Below are 17162 nucleotides of genomic sequence, written 5' to 3'. Positions count from 1 at the left end.
AAGCAAAGAAGGGAGCCCATGGCTCCCTTCTGCTTCATCATCATGGCTTCCCGCCCGCTATCTTCGTCGCTATCCAAAAGTCTAATTGCCCTCGGGAACCAAAGGTATAAGTTGTTACTCAATCATTAAGAAAATGTATTCACAGGAGTGAGAGATGAGCGAGAGCAAGGTCTACCCGGTCAAGGCCCACATCGGCAACGGCGCCCTGCTGGACAAGGAAGGTTATGAAGCCATGTATCAGGCGTCGGTGCAGGATCCGGACGCCTTCTGGGGGGAGCAGGGCAAGATCCTCGACTGGATGACCCCCTACACCCGCGTCAAGAACACCTCCTACGATCCGGGCCACGTCTCCATCAAGTGGTATGAGGATGGCCTGCTCAACGTCTCGGCCAACTGCCTGGATCGCCATCTGAGCGAGCGCGGCGACAAGGTCGCCATCATCTGGGAAGGGGACAACCCGGCCGAAGATCGCAAGATCACCTATCGCGAACTGCACGCCGAAGTATGCAAGTTTGCCAACGTGCTCAAAGCCCAGGGGGTCAAGCGTGGCCACATGGTCTGCCTTTATATGCCCATGGTGCCGGAGGCGGCCATCGCCATGCTGGCCTGTACCCGCATCGGGGCCGTGCACAGCATCGTCTTCGGCGGCTTCTCGCCGGAGGCGCTCTCGGGCCGCATCATCGACTCCGGCGCCTCCGTCGTCATCACCGCCGATGAGGGGTTGCGAGGCGGTCGCCCCATCCCCCTCAAGAAGAACGTGGATGAGGCCCTTACCCACCCGGATACCAAGGTCAGCAAGGTGATCGTCCTCAAGCGCACCGGTGGCAACGTGGCCTGGCACGAGCACAGAGACATCTGGTGGCATGATGCGGTCAACGCCGCCAGCCCGGATTGTCCGCCCGAAGCCATGGGCTCCGAAGATCCCCTGTTCGTGCTCTACACCTCCGGCTCCACCGGCAAACCCAAGGGTGTGCTGCACACCACGGGCGGCTATCTGGTCTATGCCGCCCTCACCTTCAAATACGTGTTCGACTACCACGAAGAGGACATCTACTGGTGTACCGCCGACGTGGGTTGGGTCACCGGTCACTCCTATCTGGTCTACGGGCCGCTGGCCAACGGCGCCACCACCGTCATGTTCGAAGGGGTGCCCAACTACCCGGCTACCAACCGCATGAGCCAGGTGGTGGACAAGCATCAGGTCACCATCCTCTATACCGCCCCCACCGCCATTCGTGCACTGATGGCCAAGGGCAAGGAGGCTGTCGAAGGCACTTCCCGCACCAGCCTGCGCATCATGGGGTCGGTGGGTGAACCCATCAACCCGGAAGCCTGGGAGTGGTACTACCGCACCATCGGCGACGAGCGCTGCCCCATCGTCGACACCTGGTGGCAGACCGAGACCGGCGGCATCCTCATCACTCCGCTGCCCGGCGTCACCGCGCTCAAGCCCGGCTCGGCCACCCGTCCCTTCTTCGGAGTACAGCCTGCTCTGGTGGACAACCTGGGTGAGCCGCTGGAGGGCGCCACCGAGGGCAACCTGGTGATCACCGACTCCTGGCCCGGCCAGATGCGTACCGTGTTCGGCGATCACGAGCGCTTCGAGCAGACCTACTTCTCCACCTTCCCGGGTCGCTACTTCACCGGCGACGGTGCCCGTCGCGACGAGGACGGCTACTACTGGATCACCGGCCGGGTGGATGATGTACTCAACGTCTCCGGCCACCGCATGGGCACCGCCGAAATCGAGTCCGCTCTGGTGGCCCATCCGAAGATCGCCGAAGCGGCGGTGGTGGGTGTTCCCCACGAGATCAAGGGACAGGGCATCTACGCCTATGTCACCCTGATCGCCGGGGAAGAGCCGAGCCGCGAGCTGCACAAGGAAGTGAAGGAGTGGGTGCGCAAGGAGATTGGCGCCATCGCGACCCCGGACGTGATCCACTGGGCCGAAGGGCTGCCCAAGACCCGATCCGGCAAGATCATGCGGCGTATCTTGCGCAAGATCGCCACCGGCGAAACCGACAGCCTGGGGGATATCTCCACCCTGGCGGATCCGGGGGTCGTGGACAAGCTGATCCGCGAGAAGTCGGAAGCGGCGTGAGTCTCTTCCCCACGTCAACAGAGCCGGCCACGTGCCGGCTTTGTTGTCTTCGGGATCCGGACAGGGCAGAGTTCGGTGGCAGGCAGGGCTTGCGGGCAAACCAGGCCGATAAATAGCCAGATGTAGAGATTAGACCAGTAAAATGCTGCTAATTTTCACGAAATCAATATAATTGCGAAATCTGTGTGTCAGGGCACACCGATTTGTGCAAAAATTGGCTAGATTTTTGGTAGTCCAAAGATAGCTGATAGATAGCAGCATAATCATCGAGGATGTACTCAATATGTCGCAACATCACCGAATCCTCCTGCTTAACGGCCCCAATCTGAATCTGCTGGGCAAGCGGGAACCGGGAATCTACGGCAGCAAGACGCTCGATGAGATCGTCGCCGATCTGACGCGCAGCGCCAGCGAACTCGGTGTCACCCTGGAACATCTGCAATCCAATGCCGAGCACGAGCTGATCGGCCGCATCCATCAGGCCATGGGCCAGGTGGATTTCATCATCATCAATCCCGCCGCCTTCACCCATACCAGCGTTGCCCTGCGCGATGCCCTGCTGGGTGTGGCCATCCCCTTTATCGAGGTTCACCTGTCAAACGTTCATGCCAGGGAGCCCTTCCGTCATCACTCCTATCTGTCTGATGTCGCCAAGGGGGTGATCTGCGGGTTGGGTGCCGATGGTTACCAATTCGCTTTAACCGCGGCCGTGCATCAGTTGCGCGCGGCTTGATAATCACTGATCAGATAAAGAAGAAAGAGAATGCTAATGGATATCCGCAAAATCAAGAAGCTGATTGAACTGGTTGAAGAGTCCGGCATCGCCGAGCTGGAAATCTCCGAAGGGGAAGAGTCCGTTCGCATCAGCCGTAATTTCTCCGGCCAGGTTAGCGTTGCCCCGCAGATGATCATGCCCCAGGCCGCAGCTCAGGTTGCCGCACCGGTTGCCGCTGCTCCGGCAGCAGCCGCTGCGCCTGCTGCCGATGCCGCCCCGAGCGGTCATCTGATGCGCTCCCCCATGGTGGGCTCCTTCTACCGCTCCTCCAGCCCGGAAGCCAAGCCGTTCGTGGAAGTCGGTCAGCACGTCAATGTCGGCGACACCCTGTGCATCGTCGAAGCCATGAAAATGATGAACCAAATCGAGTCTGACAAGGCCGGCGTGATCAAAGCGATCCTGGTTGAAAATGGTCAGGCCGTCGAGTTTGACGAGCCGCTGTTCATCATCGAATAAGGGAAAATGCCACCCATGTTGGACAAAGTAGTCATCGCCAACCGCGGTGAAATTGCCCTGCGGATCCTGCGCGCCTGCAAAGAGCTCGGGATCAAGACAGTGGCCGTTCACTCCACTGCCGATCGGGAGCTCAAGCATGTGCTCCTGGCGGACGAAACCATCTGCATCGGCAAACCTGCCAGCGGTGAGTCCTACCTCAATGTGCCGGCCATCATCGCCGCCGCCGAGGTGACCGGTGCCGTCGCCATCCACCCGGGCTACGGCTTCCTCTCCGAGAATGCCGACTTCGCCGAAGTGGTCGAGAAATCCGGCTTCATCTTCATCGGCCCGCGCGCCGAGACCATTCGCCTGATGGGTGACAAGGTCTCCGCCATCGAGGCGATGAAGAAGGCGGGCGTGCCCTGCGTACCCGGCTCCGACGGCCCGGTGGACAACGATGCCAAGCGCAACGCCGCCATCGCCAAGCGGATCGGGTATCCGGTGATCATCAAGGCCGCCGGTGGCGGTGGTGGTCGCGGCATGCGCGTGGTGCGCAACGAGGCCGAACTGGCCTCCGCCATCGCGCTGACCAAATCCGAAGCGGGCCAGTTCTTCAAGAACGACATGGTCTACATGGAGAAGTACCTGGAGAACCCGCGCCACATCGAGATCCAGGTGCTGGCTGACGGTCAGGGTACCGCCCTCTATCTGGGTGAGCGGGACTGCTCCATGCAGCGCCGTCACCAGAAGGTCGTGGAAGAGGCGCCGGCCCCCGGCATCACCGACGAGATGCGCAAGTTCATCGGTGAGCGCTGTGTGCGCGCCTGTCTCGAGATCGGCTACCGCGGTGCAGGTACCTTCGAGTTCCTGTACGAGAACGGCGAGTTCTATTTCATCGAGATGAACACACGTATCCAGGTGGAGCATCCGGTCACCGAGATGGTCACCGGCGTCGACCTCATCAAGGAGCAGCTGCGCATTGCCGCCGGTCAGCCCCTGTCGATCACCCAGCAGGACATCCGCATCCGTGGCCACGCCATCGAGTGCCGGATCAATGCCGAAGATCCGGCCACCTTCCTGCCCTCTCCCGGTCTCATCCAGCGCTTCCACGCGCCGGGCGGCCTGGGCGTGCGCTGGGAATCCCACATCTATGCGGGTTACAAGGTCCCCCCCTACTACGACTCCATGATCGGCAAGCTGATCTGCTACGGGGAGAACCGCGACGTGGCCATCGCCCGCATGCGTCACTCCCTCGACGAGCTGGTGGTGGAAGGGATCAAGACCAACATCGCCCTGCAAAAAGAGATCATGAAGGACGAAAACTTCCAGCACGGTGGCACTAACATCCACTACCTGCACAAGAAGTTGGGTCTGTAATGGCTTGAGGCCCGACCCATTGAGCACGGTGGCAGCACAGAACAGCCACCACCTGCACAAGAAGTCGGGTCTGTAATGGCTTGAGGCCCGACCCATTGAGCACGGTGGCAACACAGAACAGCCACTACCTGCACAAGAAGTCGGGTCTGCAAAGACCCCTTTCATCGGGATATTGCGCGATCCACCCGGATCGCCAACGTAAAAAAGGGCCATGGCGACATGGCCCTTTTTTGTTATTCTTGCGCCCCGCTCACTCGTCGGAGGCCACAGTGAACCGTTTCGCACTCGCCCGTCGGGAAGCAGCCTTCTGCCTGCTGCTGACCCTGCTCTACTTTGTCGCCTGGTATGGCTCGGCTTATTTCATCCCCGAGGATCTCGAGCTGTGGGACCTGCCGCTCTGGTTCCTGCTCAGTTGCATCCTGATGCCCCTGCTGTTCATCGGCCTCTGCGCCCTCATGGTGGATCGCCTGTTCGTCGATATTCCCCTGGATAGCGAGGTACCACCCCATGAATCTTGAGCTGATGCTGCCGCTCTTCATCTACCTGGTGCTGGTACTGGGGGTCGGTTTCTGGGCCAGTCGCCACCGGACCGGCGGCAACTTCATGCAGGAGTACTTCATCGGCAACCGCAGCATGGGGGGGCTGGTGCTCGCCATGACCCTGGTGGCCACTTATACCTCTGCATCGTCCTTCATCGGCGGGCCGGGAGCCGCCTACAAGGTCGGCCTCGGCTGGGTATTGCTGGCGATGATCCAGCTGCCCACCGTCTGGCTCACCCTGGGGGTGCTTGGCAAGAAGTTCGCCATCATCGCCCGCCGGGTCAACGCGGTGACCATCAACGACATGCTGTGGGCCCGCTACCAGAGCAGGGCGGTGGTCGTGCTGGGTTCAGTCACCATCATCCTCGCCTTCATCGCCACCATGGTGGTGCAGTTCATCGGCGGCGCCCGCCTCCTGGAAACGGCGACCGGCCTCAGCTATCAGCAGGGGCTCTTCCTGTTTGCCAGTTGCGTGCTGCTCTACACGGTGATCGGCGGCTTTCGCGCCGTGGTGATGACGGATGCCCTGCAGGGCATCGTCATGCTCATCGGCACTGGCGCCCTGCTGGCGGGCATCCTCATCGCCGGTGACGGGTTGCCGAATCTTGTCCACCAGCTCAAGGAGATAGATCCCAAGCTGGTGAGCCCCCAGGGGGCCGGCGACATGCTGACCCAGCCCTTCATGCTGAGCTTCTGGGTGCTGGTCTGCATCGGGGTGGTGGGCTTGCCCCACTCGGCGCTGCGCTGCTTTGGCTACCGGGACAGCAAGGCGCTGCACCGGGGCATCCTCATCGGCACCATCGTCTGCGCCCTGCTGATGTTCGGCATGCACCTGGCCGGGGCACTGGGCCGCGCCATCCTGCCCGGCATGGACAGCCCGGACAAGATCATGCCCTCCCTGATGATGGAGGTGCTCCCCCCCTGGCTGGCCGGGGTCTTCCTGGCGGCCCCCATGGCGGCCATCATGTCCACTATCGACTCCCAGCTGATCCAGGCCTCCGCCACCCTGGTGAAAGATCTCTACCTCAATTACCTCAACCCCAGGCAGGAGAAGCTGGAGGTCCGGGTGCCGCGCCTCTCCCTGCTCTGCACCCTGATCCTGGGTACCCTGGTGCTGCTGGCGGCGCTCCAGCCCCCCGAGATGATCATCTGGCTCAACCTGCTCGCCTTCGGCGGCCTGCAGGCGGTCTTCCTCTGGCCCCTGGTGCTCGGCCTCTACTGGTCCAGGGCCAACGGCCCGGGAGCCCTGGCCAGCATGGTCTGCGGCATCCTCTGTTACGGCACCTTGAGCCAGTGGGGGATCAAGGTGGCCGGCCTGCACGCCATCGTCCCGAGCCTGGCCCTTGGCCTGGCGACCTTTGTCCTGGTCAGCCTGCTCACACCTGCCCCGGATCAGCGTGTCCGTCGATTGTTTGATCAAAATTAAGAAAAGGATCAATAAAGGAAGGCTCGCCTATTCCCAAATGGGGGCTCACGGGTAAAATGTGCGCCACGTCACAAATACCGTGCCCCCATGCCAGTCCAGAACGCCAGAAAGATCCTGACCCAGTCCCTGCAGCGCCTCGGCTATGCCCTGTTGCTGCCCGTCTCCATCCTGCCCCTGGCCGCCCTGCTCCACCGGCTCGGCCAACCGGACGTGCTGGATCTGGCGGTGCTCTCCCTCGCCGGTCGTGCCCTCTTCAGCCAGATGCCGCTCATCTATGCGGTGGCCATCGCCTTCGGGTTGAGTCGCCAGGGGCAAGGAGCCCAGGCGCTCGCCGGTGCGGTCAACTTCCTGCTGCTGAGCTCGGCGCTGGGCACCCTGGTGCCCGGGCTGCATGCGGACATGATCTGCGGCCTGCTGGCCGGGCTCGTCACCGCCATGGTCTGCTCCCGGGCCCGCACTCTGCGGCTGCCGGGCTGGTTGCGCCCCCTGCAAGAAGATCTGCCGGGCATGTTGCTCTCGGCGCTGGCCTGCCTGCTGCTGGTGCTCCCCCTCTCCATCCTCTGGCCGCTGCTGGAACAGGGGCTCACCCTGCTCGCCTCCGATCTGCTCACCACGCCCTTTGGCGCCTTCTGCTATGGCGTGCTGAACCGGCTGCTGATCCCCCTCGGCCTGCACCAGGTGCTGGGGAGCCTCATCGGGCTCGGGGAGAGCAACCTGCAAGCCCTCTCGACCGCCCAGCCGCTGCATGAAGGCTATGTGGCCGGGCTCTATCCGGTCATCATGTTCGGCCTGCCCGGTGCCTGTTTTGCCATCTGGATCCATCGCCAGCGGATGCAACAACTGCCCCAGGGAGGGCTGCTGCTCACCCTGGCGCTCACCTCGGCACTGGTGGGCATCACGGAGCCCATCGAGTTCCTGTTTGCCTTCACCGCTCCCTGGCTGTTTCTGGCCCATGCCCTGCTGACCGGGCTATCGCTGGCCATCTGCAGCGGGCTCGACATCCAGGTGGGCAGCTACTTTTCTGCCGGATTGCTGGACCTGGTGCTGAGCTACCACGCCGGTCTGCACAGCTTCTGGCTCATCCCCCTGGGCATCCTCTTCTTCGTCGTCTATGCCCTGCTCTTCTCCCGGCTGCTGGAACACGCCCCCCTCAGTCTGCCGGGCAAACCCATCGCCGAGGATCTCTCCCGGCTCGCGACCGTGGCCCCCACCGATCCCCAGATGCTGGCTATCCAGTACCTCAAGATGCTGGGGGGCATGGACAACCTGCAGGCCATGAGCGTCTGCCTGACCCGCCTCAGCCTGCGGGTTCGCGACATGGCCCTGGTGGATCAATCCTGCCTGGCCAGACTGGGCTGCCTCTCCTGGGTCGAGCTGAACGAACATCAGCTGGTGCTGGTGCTCGGCCCCCATGCCGGCCTCATCGAAGGGCAGATCCGCATGCTGGCGGAACGCCAGTCGGTCCCGCTCGGTCTCGAACCGGCTCAGGCTCCCCTTGGCCAGCACCAGTGATCAGGCAAAGGGAAGACGCTCGGCCACGAAGTCCATCAGGCTGCGAAGGGCGGGGGCCAGGTGTTCCCGGCTCGGGTAGATGAGATAGAAGGGGTTCACCGGAACCAGGAGATCCGGCAGCACCTTGAGCAGTCGCCCCGCCGCCAGATCGTCGCCGCAGACATGGGCCGGCAGCAGGGCAATCCCCCCGTCATGGAGTGCCAGCTCCCGCAGCGCCAACAGGCTGTTGCTCTGGCAGGCCCCGCGAGGGCGCCAGCCCCCCTCCTGCAATGGCCACACCGGCAAGGAGCCATGTACCAGGCAGGCGTGTCCGGCCAGCTCCGAGAGCTGGAGCGGCGTCCCGTTGGCCGCCAGGTAACCGGGAGATGCCACCAGATGGCGCGCCACCTGGCCGATGCGCCGGCAGATGAGGCTGGAATCTTTCAGCGGCGCTGCCCGCAGCGCCAGATCGTAACCTTCCCCCACCAGATCCAGCTGTTCATCGCAAAGGGTCAGCTCCAGCACCACCTCGGGATAGAGGGCGCGAAATTCGGCCAGTATCCGGCCAAGCAGCAAGGTTCCCGTGGCTTCGGGAGCAGTGATCCGCACCCGCCCTCCAGGAGCCGCGCGCAACCGCGCCATCGCCAGATTGGCGCTGCGCGCCAGTGCCAGCAGCTCCTGACAATGGGCCACATAGACCTCCCCCTGGGGCGTCAGGCTGAGCCTGCGGGTGGTGCGTTGCAGCAACCTCACCCCGAGCCGGGATTCGAGGCGCGAGATCTTCTGGCTCACCGAGGACTTGGGCATACCGAGCACCTCGGCCGCCCCGGTGAAGCTCCCCTGCTCCACCACGGTGGCGAACAGCCCCATCAACTCCAGTTCGACATTGTTCATATATTCAAACAGTCTTTACCAATTACCCATCTTAATCTTGATAATCATCCAGACTAGGGTGAGTGGCAATCCCGAACACTGCTATTTGAAAGGAAAAGCCATGAAAGCCATCGCCCTGACTCACTATCTGCCAAGCAACCACCCCCACTGCTTCATCGAGAGCGATCTACCCGATCCGACACCGGGCCCGCGGGATCTGCTGGTACGGGTCAACGCCACCTCCATCAATCCGGTCGACACCAAGGTACGCGCCCCCAAGGACAAGGTCGAAAGCAGCCCCCGCGTGCTGGGCTGGGACGCCGTGGGCGAGGTGATCGCCGTCGGTAGCGACGTCACCCTGTTCAAGGCCGGTGACAGGGTCTGGTATGCCGGCGACATCAGCCGCCCGGGCAGCAACAGCGCCCTGCAACTGGTGGACGAGCGCATCGCCGCCATCGCCCCAGTCACCCTGACCGATCTGGAAGCCGCCGCCCTGCCGCTCACCGCCATCACCGCCTGGGAAACCCTGTTCGAGCGCATGAGCCTCACCCGCGAAAGCACCGGGCGACTGCTGATCATCGGGGGCGCCGGCGGAGTCGGTTCCATCGCCATCCAGCTCGCCCGCCAGCTCACCGGCATGGAGGTGATCGCCACCGCATCGCGCCCCGAAACCCGGGAGTGGTGCCTGGACATGGGGGCCCACCAGGTGGTGAGCCATCACCATCTGCAGGCGGAGCTCAAGGCGCTCGGCATCAGCGAGGTGGATGCCATCTTCTGCACCAACGCCACCGAGCAGCACTGGAACACCATGGCCAGCCTCATCCGTCCGTTTGGTCACATCTGCACCATCGCCGAGTCCAGTGAACCCTGGGATCTGGGTCTGCTCAAACCCAAGAGCGTCACCTTCAGCCAGGAGTTCATGTTTACCCGCTCCCTGTTCCAGACCCCGGACATGATCGAGCAGCACAACCTGCTCGGCCGGGTCGCGGCCCTGATCGATGAAGGGGTGCTCAAGACCACCCTCAGCAAGGTGGTGCCCGAACTGACGCCCCTCACCCTGGCCCGGGCTCATGCCGAGCTGGAAGCGGGTCGCATGGTGGGCAAGCTGGTGATCGACATGAGCGGTTTCCATCGCTGAGGCGCCGCCAGAGCGGGTATCGTCGTCCTGACTATTCCCTTGTAGGTAAATAAATGCACCATCATGGGGTGAAATCACCAGTGACAAGCCCCAAGAGTGCACAGCCCCGCAGGTGACCTTTGTCCCTGACGGGGCATCTCCCCCGAAAAAACCATAAAAAAGAGGCCATCCCGTCGGGATGGCCCTAAAAACCTGAACGTTGGGGTAACAATCACACACATATCCTTATGCAGGACATCTGTAACTTTGCAGATAGCGTGCCAATCTCTGCTTTTCCCTTCCAATTAACCGTTTTTCAGTGCACCGGCATAAAAAAAGCCACCCGAAGGTGGCTGAAAAAAGATGACGGAACTTCATAGAGCAAAGCATTCAGCGGGAACAAGTTGCTTCCCGTCACCCATGAAGGAATACATTAACCGTGCCAACTTGGCAGGGTTGCCTCCCTTCTCCATGAGGTCATGGTCAAACCACGACAGCACGGGCCCATGATGATAGAATCCCGCGGTTTCACATTTATGAAGAGCCGACGCCATGCCCTGGATACAAATTCGAATCAACGCCACTGCCAAGACCGCAGACAAGGTGAGCAACATGCTGCTGGGGCGTGGGGCCCAGGCGGTGACCTTTATGGATGCCAAGGATGTGCCCGTCTATGAGCCCATGCCCGGTGAAACCCCGCTCTGGGGCGAGACCGAAGTGATGGGACTGTTCGACGCCGAAACCGATCCGGCTCCCACCATCGCCTTCTTCCAGCAGATCTTCGGTGAAGACGTGGGCTACAAGGTGGAGCAGCTGGAAGACAAGGACTGGGTGCGCGAATGGATGGATCACTTCCACCCTATGCAGTTCGGCGAGCGGCTCTGGATCTGCCCGAGCTGGCGCGACGTGCCGAACCCCGATGCGGTCAACGTCATGCTGGACCCGGGCCTGGCCTTCGGCACCGGTACCCACCCCACCACGGCACTCTGCCTGCAGTGGCTGGACGGGCTGGATCTGGCCGGCAAAACCGTGGTCGACTTTGGTTGCGGCTCCGGCATCCTCGGCATCGCCGCCCTGAAACTGGGGGCCGCCCGGGTCATCGGCATCGACATCGATCCGCAAGCCATCCAGGCCAGCCGTGACAACGCCGAGCGAAATGGCGTAGCCGACCAGATCGAGCTCTACCTGCCGGCGGATCAGCCGCAAGACGTCGAAGCGGACGTGGTGGTCGCCAACATCCTGGCCGGCCCGCTGCGGGAGCTGGCGCCGCTTATCGCCGGCCACGGCAAGGCGGGCAGCCTGATGGCCCTCTCCGGCGTGCTGGAAAGCCAGGCGCCAGAGCTGGAGACCATCTATGACCAGTGGTTCGAAATGGACCCGACTGCGGTGAAGGAAGAGTGGTGCCGCCTCTCCGGCCGCAAACTCGGCTGATAAGCAACAAGCCACGGCAGTTGCCAACCCATCAGCCGCAAACTCGGCTGATAAACAACAAGCCACGGCAGTTGCCAACCCATCGGCCGCAAACTCGGCTGATAAGCAACAAGCCACGGCAGTTGCCAACCCATCGGCCGCACACTCGGCTGATAAGCAGCAAGCCACGGCAGTTGCCAACCCATCGGCCGCAAACTCGGCTGATAAGCAACAAGCCACGGCAGTTGCCAACCCATCAGCCGCACACTCGGCTGACAAGCAACAGGCCACAGCGGCAACACTTAGGTCGTTGAACGACAAGGGCACCCCAGGGTGCCCTTGTCGTTTCCGGACGCCCGTTCTCCTTCTGCCCACTCTGGGGAGAGCCTCACGCTTCTCTGCCCCCCGATGGCTTATCCTCTCTTCCTCCACCCCATCGAGGCCCAGTCATGACCGAATACGAGAAGATGATCACCAGCCAGCCTTACAACTGCATGGCACCAGAGCTGGATCTGTTGCGCCGGGAGACGGCCCGCCTGTACCGCCGCTTCAATCGCAGCGACGAGGAGGATGAACAGCTGGTACTGCTGCTGCAGATCGTCGGCGAGCTGGCCCAGGGTGCCTTCATCTGCCCACCCTTCTTCTGCACCTATGGCCGCCACATCCACCTTGGCAAGGGCAGCTACATCAACATGGGGGCCACCCTGCTGGACAATGCCCCCATTCGCATCGGCGCCGAGGTAATGATTGGGCCAAACGTGCAGATCTACACCGCCGCCCATGCGCTGGACGCCGATAAGCGCATTCAGGGGGTTGAGACGGCGCTGCCGGTCACCATCGAAGACAGGGTCTGGATAGGCGGCGGCGCCATTCTGCTGCCCGGCGTCACCATAGGGCGGGAAGCCGTCGTGGGTGCGGGCTCGGTCGTGACCAGAGATGTACCGGCCGGTGCCAGGGTAGCAGGCAACCCGGCACGGCTGCTGCCAGTCAAAGGTTGAGCGGAAGGCCCGAGGCTCGCTCAGGCGCTTTCCAGCAAGCGGTCGATACAGTGCACCACCTGCATGCTGGCGTTTTCCATGGTCTTGAGCTGCTCGACCATGCTTTTGATATCCCCCTGCTCGCGCGCGTGCAGGGCGGCCTTGCCGCTCTCGTGGACCCGCTTGTGGGGCCCGTCCAGTTCACGAAAGCCCGGCTTGTGGGCGAAGAGCTCGGCGCCCTGCCCCTCGAAATACCATTTACCCAGCCTGCACTGAGCGTGGTCGCTCACCGGCTCGTGAAAATGCTGCTGATCGATGAGCCGATAGATGGTGCTTTTCCAGACGGCGTGATCCAGCTTGGTGGTATTGAGGAAGGAGGTGGAGGCCGCACTGTGGATCACCTGCTGCATCCGGCCTGATTGTGCCAGCACCTGGGTCACCACCACATCGATCTGGGAGGAGGAGGTCGCCACCTCGGCGGCACTGGCCTGGTTGTCATCGATGATGGACTTGATCTCCTGCGCCTGGGCCACTATCTGCCTGACCAGCACCTCGATCTGGCTGCTGGCTTCATGAGCCTTGCTCGCCAGCTGACGCACCTCATCGGCGACCACGGCGAATCCTCGACCAGCTTCACCGGCCCTGGCCGCCTCGATGGCCGCATTGAGTGCCAGCAGGTTGGTCTGATCCGAAATGCCCTGGATGGCGGTCACGAACTGGTTGATGGCGGATGTGCTGGCATCAAGCTGATGGACGGCTGCGAGGCTGCGAGCCGCCTCATCCGTGATGGCATGGGCGCGCTCGGAGAGACGGGTGATGGCGCCCCGGGTCTGGGCAAAGAGCTGATCCAGCTCGCAGAGCGCTCCCTTTTCCGCCATCAGGTGTTCGGCACTGCCGGCCAGCGCTTCCCGCACGCTCTGCAGCATCTCACCTCCCTGGTTCTGGCAGGAGATCACCTGATTGAAGAGATCGCCACGCTCCCGGCTGGTGCGATGCATGTGCTCGTATTCACCGATGGTGGCGCGCAATTCGGCCAGCTCGCGCTGGTGCTGCTGCTCTTTGAGAAGCATCGTCTCCCTGAGCTGTTGATTCTCTTTTTCAAGCTTGCGGTTGAACCACATATGGCCTCCGGATGGCAAAGGTGCGGGCAGTCGACGTCGAAGGGAAGCCTCTGGCTCTCTTGTCTCTGCCGATGCTGGCGGATCCCGGGCCGGATTTCACCTGCAAATGCAGGATATTTGACCCTGATCCTGATTCCAATCGAGGCCACATCAATGGCTGTGCAAAAGATCGCCACAAAGAGGCCGGGTGAGGTAGAGAAGAGGCGGAGGAGAAAGAACGCTGACGTGCCGATCCCGCAAAAAAATGAAGCCCAATGTCATCAAGACGTTGGGCTCTAAAAAGGTGCTACGGAATTGCGACTCTCATCGCAGAAAATTAGAAGGGGTCACCTTCTAAACTGGCAGTGGGATAATAACGCGGCGCAAACGTTTTACATAGCGTAATAAACCAGGAGTGAGAAGAATCTCTCACAATTCAAAAAATGTCCGGCCAACCCCCTTCTCCCCTCTTGGCAAGTGCGCATTTATCAGTACAGCCTGACGGCTTTGTCAGAAAACAAAAAAGCCCTGAATAATCAGGGCTTTTAGCATTCTGTGCTTCAGAAGCTGCGCACGAAGTCCTGAATGGGCAACTCGCGCAGCTTGCGGGCCTCCAGCATGGGGGTGCCAAGGTAGAGGAAGCCCACCAGTTGATCCTCCGGTGTCAGCCCCAGTGCACCATGGATCTGCTCGTCGAAGATGAACCAGCCGGAGCGCCAGATGCCGTTGAAGCCCTGGGCCTGGGCCGCCATCTGCATCGCCATCAGGGCGCAACCGGCAGAGAGCTCCTGCTCCAGTTTCGGTACCTTGGGGTGCGCCTGATAACGGGTCGCCACCGCGATCACCAGGGGAGCACGCAGTGGCGCGGCGCGGCACTTCTCGACACTGTCCGCATCCTCGCCACGGGCATGGGCGGCATCGGCCAGCAATGTCCCCAGACGCTCACGCCCCTCCCCTTCGAACAGAATGAACTGCCAGGGGGTCAGAGTGCCGTGATCCGGCGCCCGCAGCCCGGCCTTGAGGATATTGTCGAGCACTTCGCCACTCGGGGCAGGTTCGGCCAGACGACCACAGGAGTGGCGATTGAGTAACAGATGGAGGGCATCCATGGGGCAGTTCCTTGTCAAAGGCGATGATGGCGCTACCTTAGCACAGCACTGGATGAAGAAAACCCCTGGGGTTCAGGGGTTTGTCAGGATACGAAAGGGTCGGGAGGCTAGATGACGGCAGCCAGCTCCGCCCCTTGCCGGATGGCGCGTTTGGCATCCAGCTCGGCGGCCACGTCGGCACCGCCGATGATGTGCACCGGCTTGCCAGCAGCCTGCAGACCAGCCTGCAACTCCTTGAGGGGTTCCTGTCCGGCACAGATGATCACCTGATCCACCGGCAGGCACTGCTGTTGGTCGCCCACCTGGATGTGAAGCCCGGCATCGTCGATACGCAGGTACTGGACGCCGGAGAGCATCTGCACCTTGCGATTCTTGAGCACGGTGCGATGGATCCAGCCGGTGGTCTTGCCAAGGCCGTCGCCCACCTTGCTCTCCTTGCGCTGGAGCAACCAGATCTGGCGCTCGGGGGCATCGATTTCGGGGGTAGTCAGGCCGCCGCGCTCACCCAGTTGCTTGTCGATACCCCACTCCTTGAGCCAGTGATCGCGATGGCTTGTAGCATCCGGCGATCCTCTCTTCTCCACCAGGTATTCGGCCACGTCAAAGCCGATACCACCGGCGCCGATCACCGCCACCTTCTCGCCCACCGGCTTGTGATCACGCAAGACATCGAGGTAGTTCAACACCTTGGGGTGCTCGATACCCGGAATGTTGGGAGTGCGCGGGCGGATGCCGGTGGCGAGGATAACCTCGTCAAAACCGCCGCCCAGCAGGCTCTCGGCACTCTGGCGCTGGCCCAGATAGAGCTCGACGCCGCACTTCTCAAGCCGTTTGGCGAAGTAGCGCAGGGTTTCGTGAAACTCCTCCTTGCCCGGGATCTGCTTGGCAAAGTTGAACTGGCCGCCGATTTCGCTCGCCTGATCGAACAGGCTTACCTGATGGCCCCGCTCGGCGGCGTAGCAGGCAAACGCCAGCCCCGCAGGACCCGCCCCCACCACCGCCAGCTTCTTGGGCTGGGGCACCCGGCCAAACGTCAACTCGGTTTCGAAACAGGCGCGGGGGTTGACCAGGCAGGAGGCACGCTTTTGCTTGAACACGTGGTCGAGGCAGGCCTGGTTGCAGGCGATGCAGGTGTTGATCTCGTCCGCCCTGTCTTCAGCCGCCTTGATGACGAACTCGGGGTCCGCCAGGAAGGGGCGCGCCATGGAGACCATGTCCGCCTCGCCGCCTGCCAGGATGCGCTCCGCCACCTCGGGGGTGTTGATGCGGTTGGTGGTGATGAGGGGCACCTTGAGGTGCTTTTTCAGCTCGGCGGTCACCCAGCTGAAGGCACCGCGCGGCACGCTGGTGGCGATGGTGGGAATGCGCGCCTCGTGCCAGCCGATACCGGTGTTGATGAGGGTCACCCCCACCTGCTCTAGTGCCCGACCAAGTGCGATAACTTCCTCAAGGGAGGAGCCCTGCTCCACCAGATCCAGCATGGAGAGGCGGAAGATGATGATGAAATCCGTGCCCACCCGCTCACGGATGGCGCGGACAATCTCCACCGGGAAGCGCATGCGGTTTTCGCTGCTGCCGCCCCAGCCATCGGTGCGCTTGTTGGTGCGTTCGCAGATGAACTGGTTGATGAGATAGCCTTCCGACCCCATCACCTCGACCCCGTCATAACCGGCCGCCTTGGCCAGCGCCGCAGTGGCGGCGAAGTCGCGAATGGTGCCGCGGATCTGCCGCTCGTTCATGGCCCGCGGCTTGAACGGGGAGATGGGAGCCTTGAGGGCGCTCGGCGCCAGGCTGAACGGATGGTAGGCGTAGCGGCCCGCATGAAGGATCTGCAGCGCTATCTTGCCCCCTTCCCGGTGCACTGCCTCGGTCACCTTGCGGTGTTTGGCTACCTGCCAGGGAAAGCTCAGCTGGGAGCCGTGGGGCACCAGCCGCCCCCGCAAATTGGGGGCGATACCGCCGGTCACGATGAGACCGACCCCGCCACGGGCCCGCTCACCATAGAAGGCGGCCAGCTTGTCAAAGCCCCCCTTTTCCTCCTCGAGGCCGGTGTGCATGGACCCCATCAGTACGCGGTTGCGCAACTGGGTAAAACCCAGATCGAGGGGGGTCAGCAGCGTGGGATAACGGCTCATGATGCACTCCTTGTCGAGGTCGATGTGCACGGGGTCATGCTCCAGCCTTCCTGGCTGCCTCGGGTGACGGGCAGTAAAAAGAAGGGGTGGGTGGAGGTTGGGCCGGCTCATCGGGCCTTTCAGTTAATTTTTTGTTATCAAACTGGAGCTAGAGTAAAGAATCGAAAACTCTTTTTCAAACAAATGTTTGGACATTTTTTCAGCGAACAGCCGTGTTCCGAAGTGGCGGGGAGGCAGTCGACTCAAGGGGAAATGGCAATTGGCTGCGCAACTGGTTAATAATGGCTGCTCTCAACC

At 62.1% G+C, this 17162-nt stretch carries 14 protein-coding genes; 10 read left to right on the top strand and 4 right to left on the bottom strand.

The genetic code is table 11. The features are described from left to right. The first annotated feature begins 154 nt into the window (after positions 1-154). The 7 genes from acs to I6L32_RS11710 all read left to right on the top strand — a co-directional run bounded on the left by acs (position 155) and on the right by I6L32_RS11710 (position 8165). The gene (gene acs, locus I6L32_RS11740) at positions 155-2101 is read left to right on the top strand and encodes an acetate--CoA ligase (RefSeq protein WP_180911416.1); all 1947 of its coding nucleotides are present in this window, start codon (positions 155-157) and stop codon (positions 2099-2101) included. Positions 2102-2384: 283 nt separating this feature from the next. Next, positions 2385-2834, top strand: coding sequence for a type II 3-dehydroquinate dehydratase (gene aroQ / locus I6L32_RS11735; RefSeq protein ID WP_039040307.1), 450 nt, complete (start codon positions 2385-2387; stop codon positions 2832-2834). A gap of 36 nt (positions 2835-2870) precedes the next feature. After that, the gene (gene accB, locus I6L32_RS11730; RefSeq protein ID WP_010675405.1) at positions 2871-3332 is read left to right on the top strand and encodes an acetyl-CoA carboxylase biotin carboxyl carrier protein; all 462 of its coding nucleotides are present in this window, start codon (positions 2871-2873) and stop codon (positions 3330-3332) included. Positions 3333-3347: 15 nt separating this feature from the next. Then, positions 3348-4688, top strand: coding sequence for an acetyl-CoA carboxylase biotin carboxylase subunit (accC, locus tag I6L32_RS11725; protein WP_010675406.1), 1341 nt, complete (start codon positions 3348-3350; stop codon positions 4686-4688). Between the two features lie 269 nt (positions 4689-4957). Beyond that, entirely contained in the window at positions 4958-5206 is a 249-nt protein-coding gene (locus tag I6L32_RS11720) for a YhdT family protein (protein ID WP_039040309.1), read from the top strand. Beyond that, positions 5196-6653 (top strand): sodium/pantothenate symporter, encoded by a 1458-nt coding sequence (gene panF, locus I6L32_RS11715; protein ID WP_216943919.1) that lies wholly within the window; start codon positions 5196-5198, stop codon positions 6651-6653. The genes I6L32_RS11720 and panF overlap by 11 nt, the downstream gene beginning before the upstream one ends. Before the next feature lie 87 nt (positions 6654-6740). Next, positions 6741-8165, top strand: coding sequence for a PTS transporter subunit EIIC (locus I6L32_RS11710; protein ID WP_216943918.1), 1425 nt, complete (start codon positions 6741-6743; stop codon positions 8163-8165). Here the strand turns inward: I6L32_RS11710 and I6L32_RS11705 are convergent, their stop codons facing one another. Continuing rightward, on the bottom strand, positions 8166-9038 hold the full coding sequence (locus tag I6L32_RS11705; protein WP_042014452.1) for a LysR family transcriptional regulator: 873 nt from the start codon (positions 9036-9038) through the stop codon (positions 8166-8168). Between the two features lie 100 nt (positions 9039-9138). Between I6L32_RS11705 and I6L32_RS11700 the strand changes: the two genes are divergently transcribed. The 3 genes from I6L32_RS11700 to I6L32_RS11690 all read left to right on the top strand — a co-directional run bounded on the left by I6L32_RS11700 (position 9139) and on the right by I6L32_RS11690 (position 12542). Beyond that, positions 9139-10155, top strand: a complete 1017-nt coding sequence (locus tag I6L32_RS11700; protein ID WP_069784403.1) for a zinc-binding alcohol dehydrogenase family protein — start codon at positions 9139-9141, stop codon at positions 10153-10155. A 531-nt stretch (positions 10156-10686) separates the two neighbouring features. Further along, positions 10687-11565: a 50S ribosomal protein L11 methyltransferase gene (gene prmA, locus I6L32_RS11695; protein ID WP_216943917.1), complete on the top strand. Its 879-nt coding sequence runs from the start codon at positions 10687-10689 to the stop codon at positions 11563-11565. 428 nt (positions 11566-11993) lie between these two features. Continuing rightward, entirely contained in the window at positions 11994-12542 is a 549-nt protein-coding gene (locus I6L32_RS11690; RefSeq protein WP_216943916.1) for a sugar O-acetyltransferase, read from the top strand. A 20-nt stretch (positions 12543-12562) separates the two neighbouring features. Here the strand turns inward: I6L32_RS11690 and I6L32_RS23530 are convergent, their stop codons facing one another. The 3 genes from I6L32_RS23530 to I6L32_RS11675 form a co-directional block, all read right to left on the bottom strand. Next, positions 12563-13642 (bottom strand): methyl-accepting chemotaxis protein, encoded by a 1080-nt coding sequence (locus I6L32_RS23530; RefSeq protein WP_216943915.1) that lies wholly within the window; start codon positions 13640-13642, stop codon positions 12563-12565. 539 nt (positions 13643-14181) lie between these two features. Further along, positions 14182-14730 (bottom strand): NAD(P)H nitroreductase, encoded by a 549-nt coding sequence (locus I6L32_RS11680; RefSeq protein WP_216943914.1) that lies wholly within the window; start codon positions 14728-14730, stop codon positions 14182-14184. Between the two features lie 107 nt (positions 14731-14837). Further along, complete coding sequence (locus I6L32_RS11675) at positions 14838-16865, bottom strand: NADPH-dependent 2,4-dienoyl-CoA reductase (protein ID WP_216943913.1); 2028 nt, start codon at positions 16863-16865, stop codon at positions 14838-14840. Between the last annotated feature and the right edge of the window lie 297 nt (positions 16866-17162).

The sequence above is a fragment of the Aeromonas sp. FDAARGOS 1402 genome (genome assembly GCF_019046925.1).
Lineage (GTDB): Bacteria > Pseudomonadota > Gammaproteobacteria > Enterobacterales > Aeromonadaceae > Aeromonas > Aeromonas caviae.
The sequence above is the reverse complement of the archived record's forward strand: the minus strand, read 5'-3'. Positions and strand labels throughout refer to the sequence as shown.

What these genes read in the sequence shown, in the direction of transcription:
- acs (WP_180911416.1), top strand. Translation starts at nt 155, where the DNA reads ATGAGCGAGAGCAAGGTCTACCCGGTCAAGGCCCACATCGGCAACGGC.
- aroQ (WP_039040307.1), top strand. Translation starts at nt 2,385, where the DNA reads ATGTCGCAACATCACCGAATCCTCCTGCTTAACGGCCCCAATCTGAAT.
- accB (WP_010675405.1), top strand. Translation starts at nt 2,871, where the DNA reads ATGGATATCCGCAAAATCAAGAAGCTGATTGAACTGGTTGAAGAGTCC.
- accC (WP_010675406.1), top strand. Translation starts at nt 3,348, where the DNA reads ATGTTGGACAAAGTAGTCATCGCCAACCGCGGTGAAATTGCCCTGCGG.
- panF (WP_216943919.1), top strand. Translation starts at nt 5,196, where the DNA reads ATGAATCTTGAGCTGATGCTGCCGCTCTTCATCTACCTGGTGCTGGTA.
- I6L32_RS11710 (WP_216943918.1), top strand. Translation starts at nt 6,741, where the DNA reads ATGCCAGTCCAGAACGCCAGAAAGATCCTGACCCAGTCCCTGCAGCGC.
- I6L32_RS11705 (WP_042014452.1), bottom strand. Translation starts at nt 9,038, where the DNA reads ATGAACAATGTCGAACTGGAGTTGATGGGGCTGTTCGCCACCGTGGTG.
- I6L32_RS11700 (WP_069784403.1), top strand. Translation starts at nt 9,139, where the DNA reads ATGAAAGCCATCGCCCTGACTCACTATCTGCCAAGCAACCACCCCCAC.
- prmA (WP_216943917.1), top strand. Translation starts at nt 10,687, where the DNA reads ATGCCCTGGATACAAATTCGAATCAACGCCACTGCCAAGACCGCAGAC.
- I6L32_RS11690 (WP_216943916.1), top strand. Translation starts at nt 11,994, where the DNA reads ATGACCGAATACGAGAAGATGATCACCAGCCAGCCTTACAACTGCATG.
- I6L32_RS23530 (WP_216943915.1), bottom strand. Translation starts at nt 13,642, where the DNA reads ATGTGGTTCAACCGCAAGCTTGAAAAAGAGAATCAACAGCTCAGGGAG.
- I6L32_RS11680 (WP_216943914.1), bottom strand. Translation starts at nt 14,730, where the DNA reads ATGGATGCCCTCCATCTGTTACTCAATCGCCACTCCTGTGGTCGTCTG.
- I6L32_RS11675 (WP_216943913.1), bottom strand. Translation starts at nt 16,865, where the DNA reads ATGAGCCGTTATCCCACGCTGCTGACCCCCCTCGATCTGGGTTTTACC.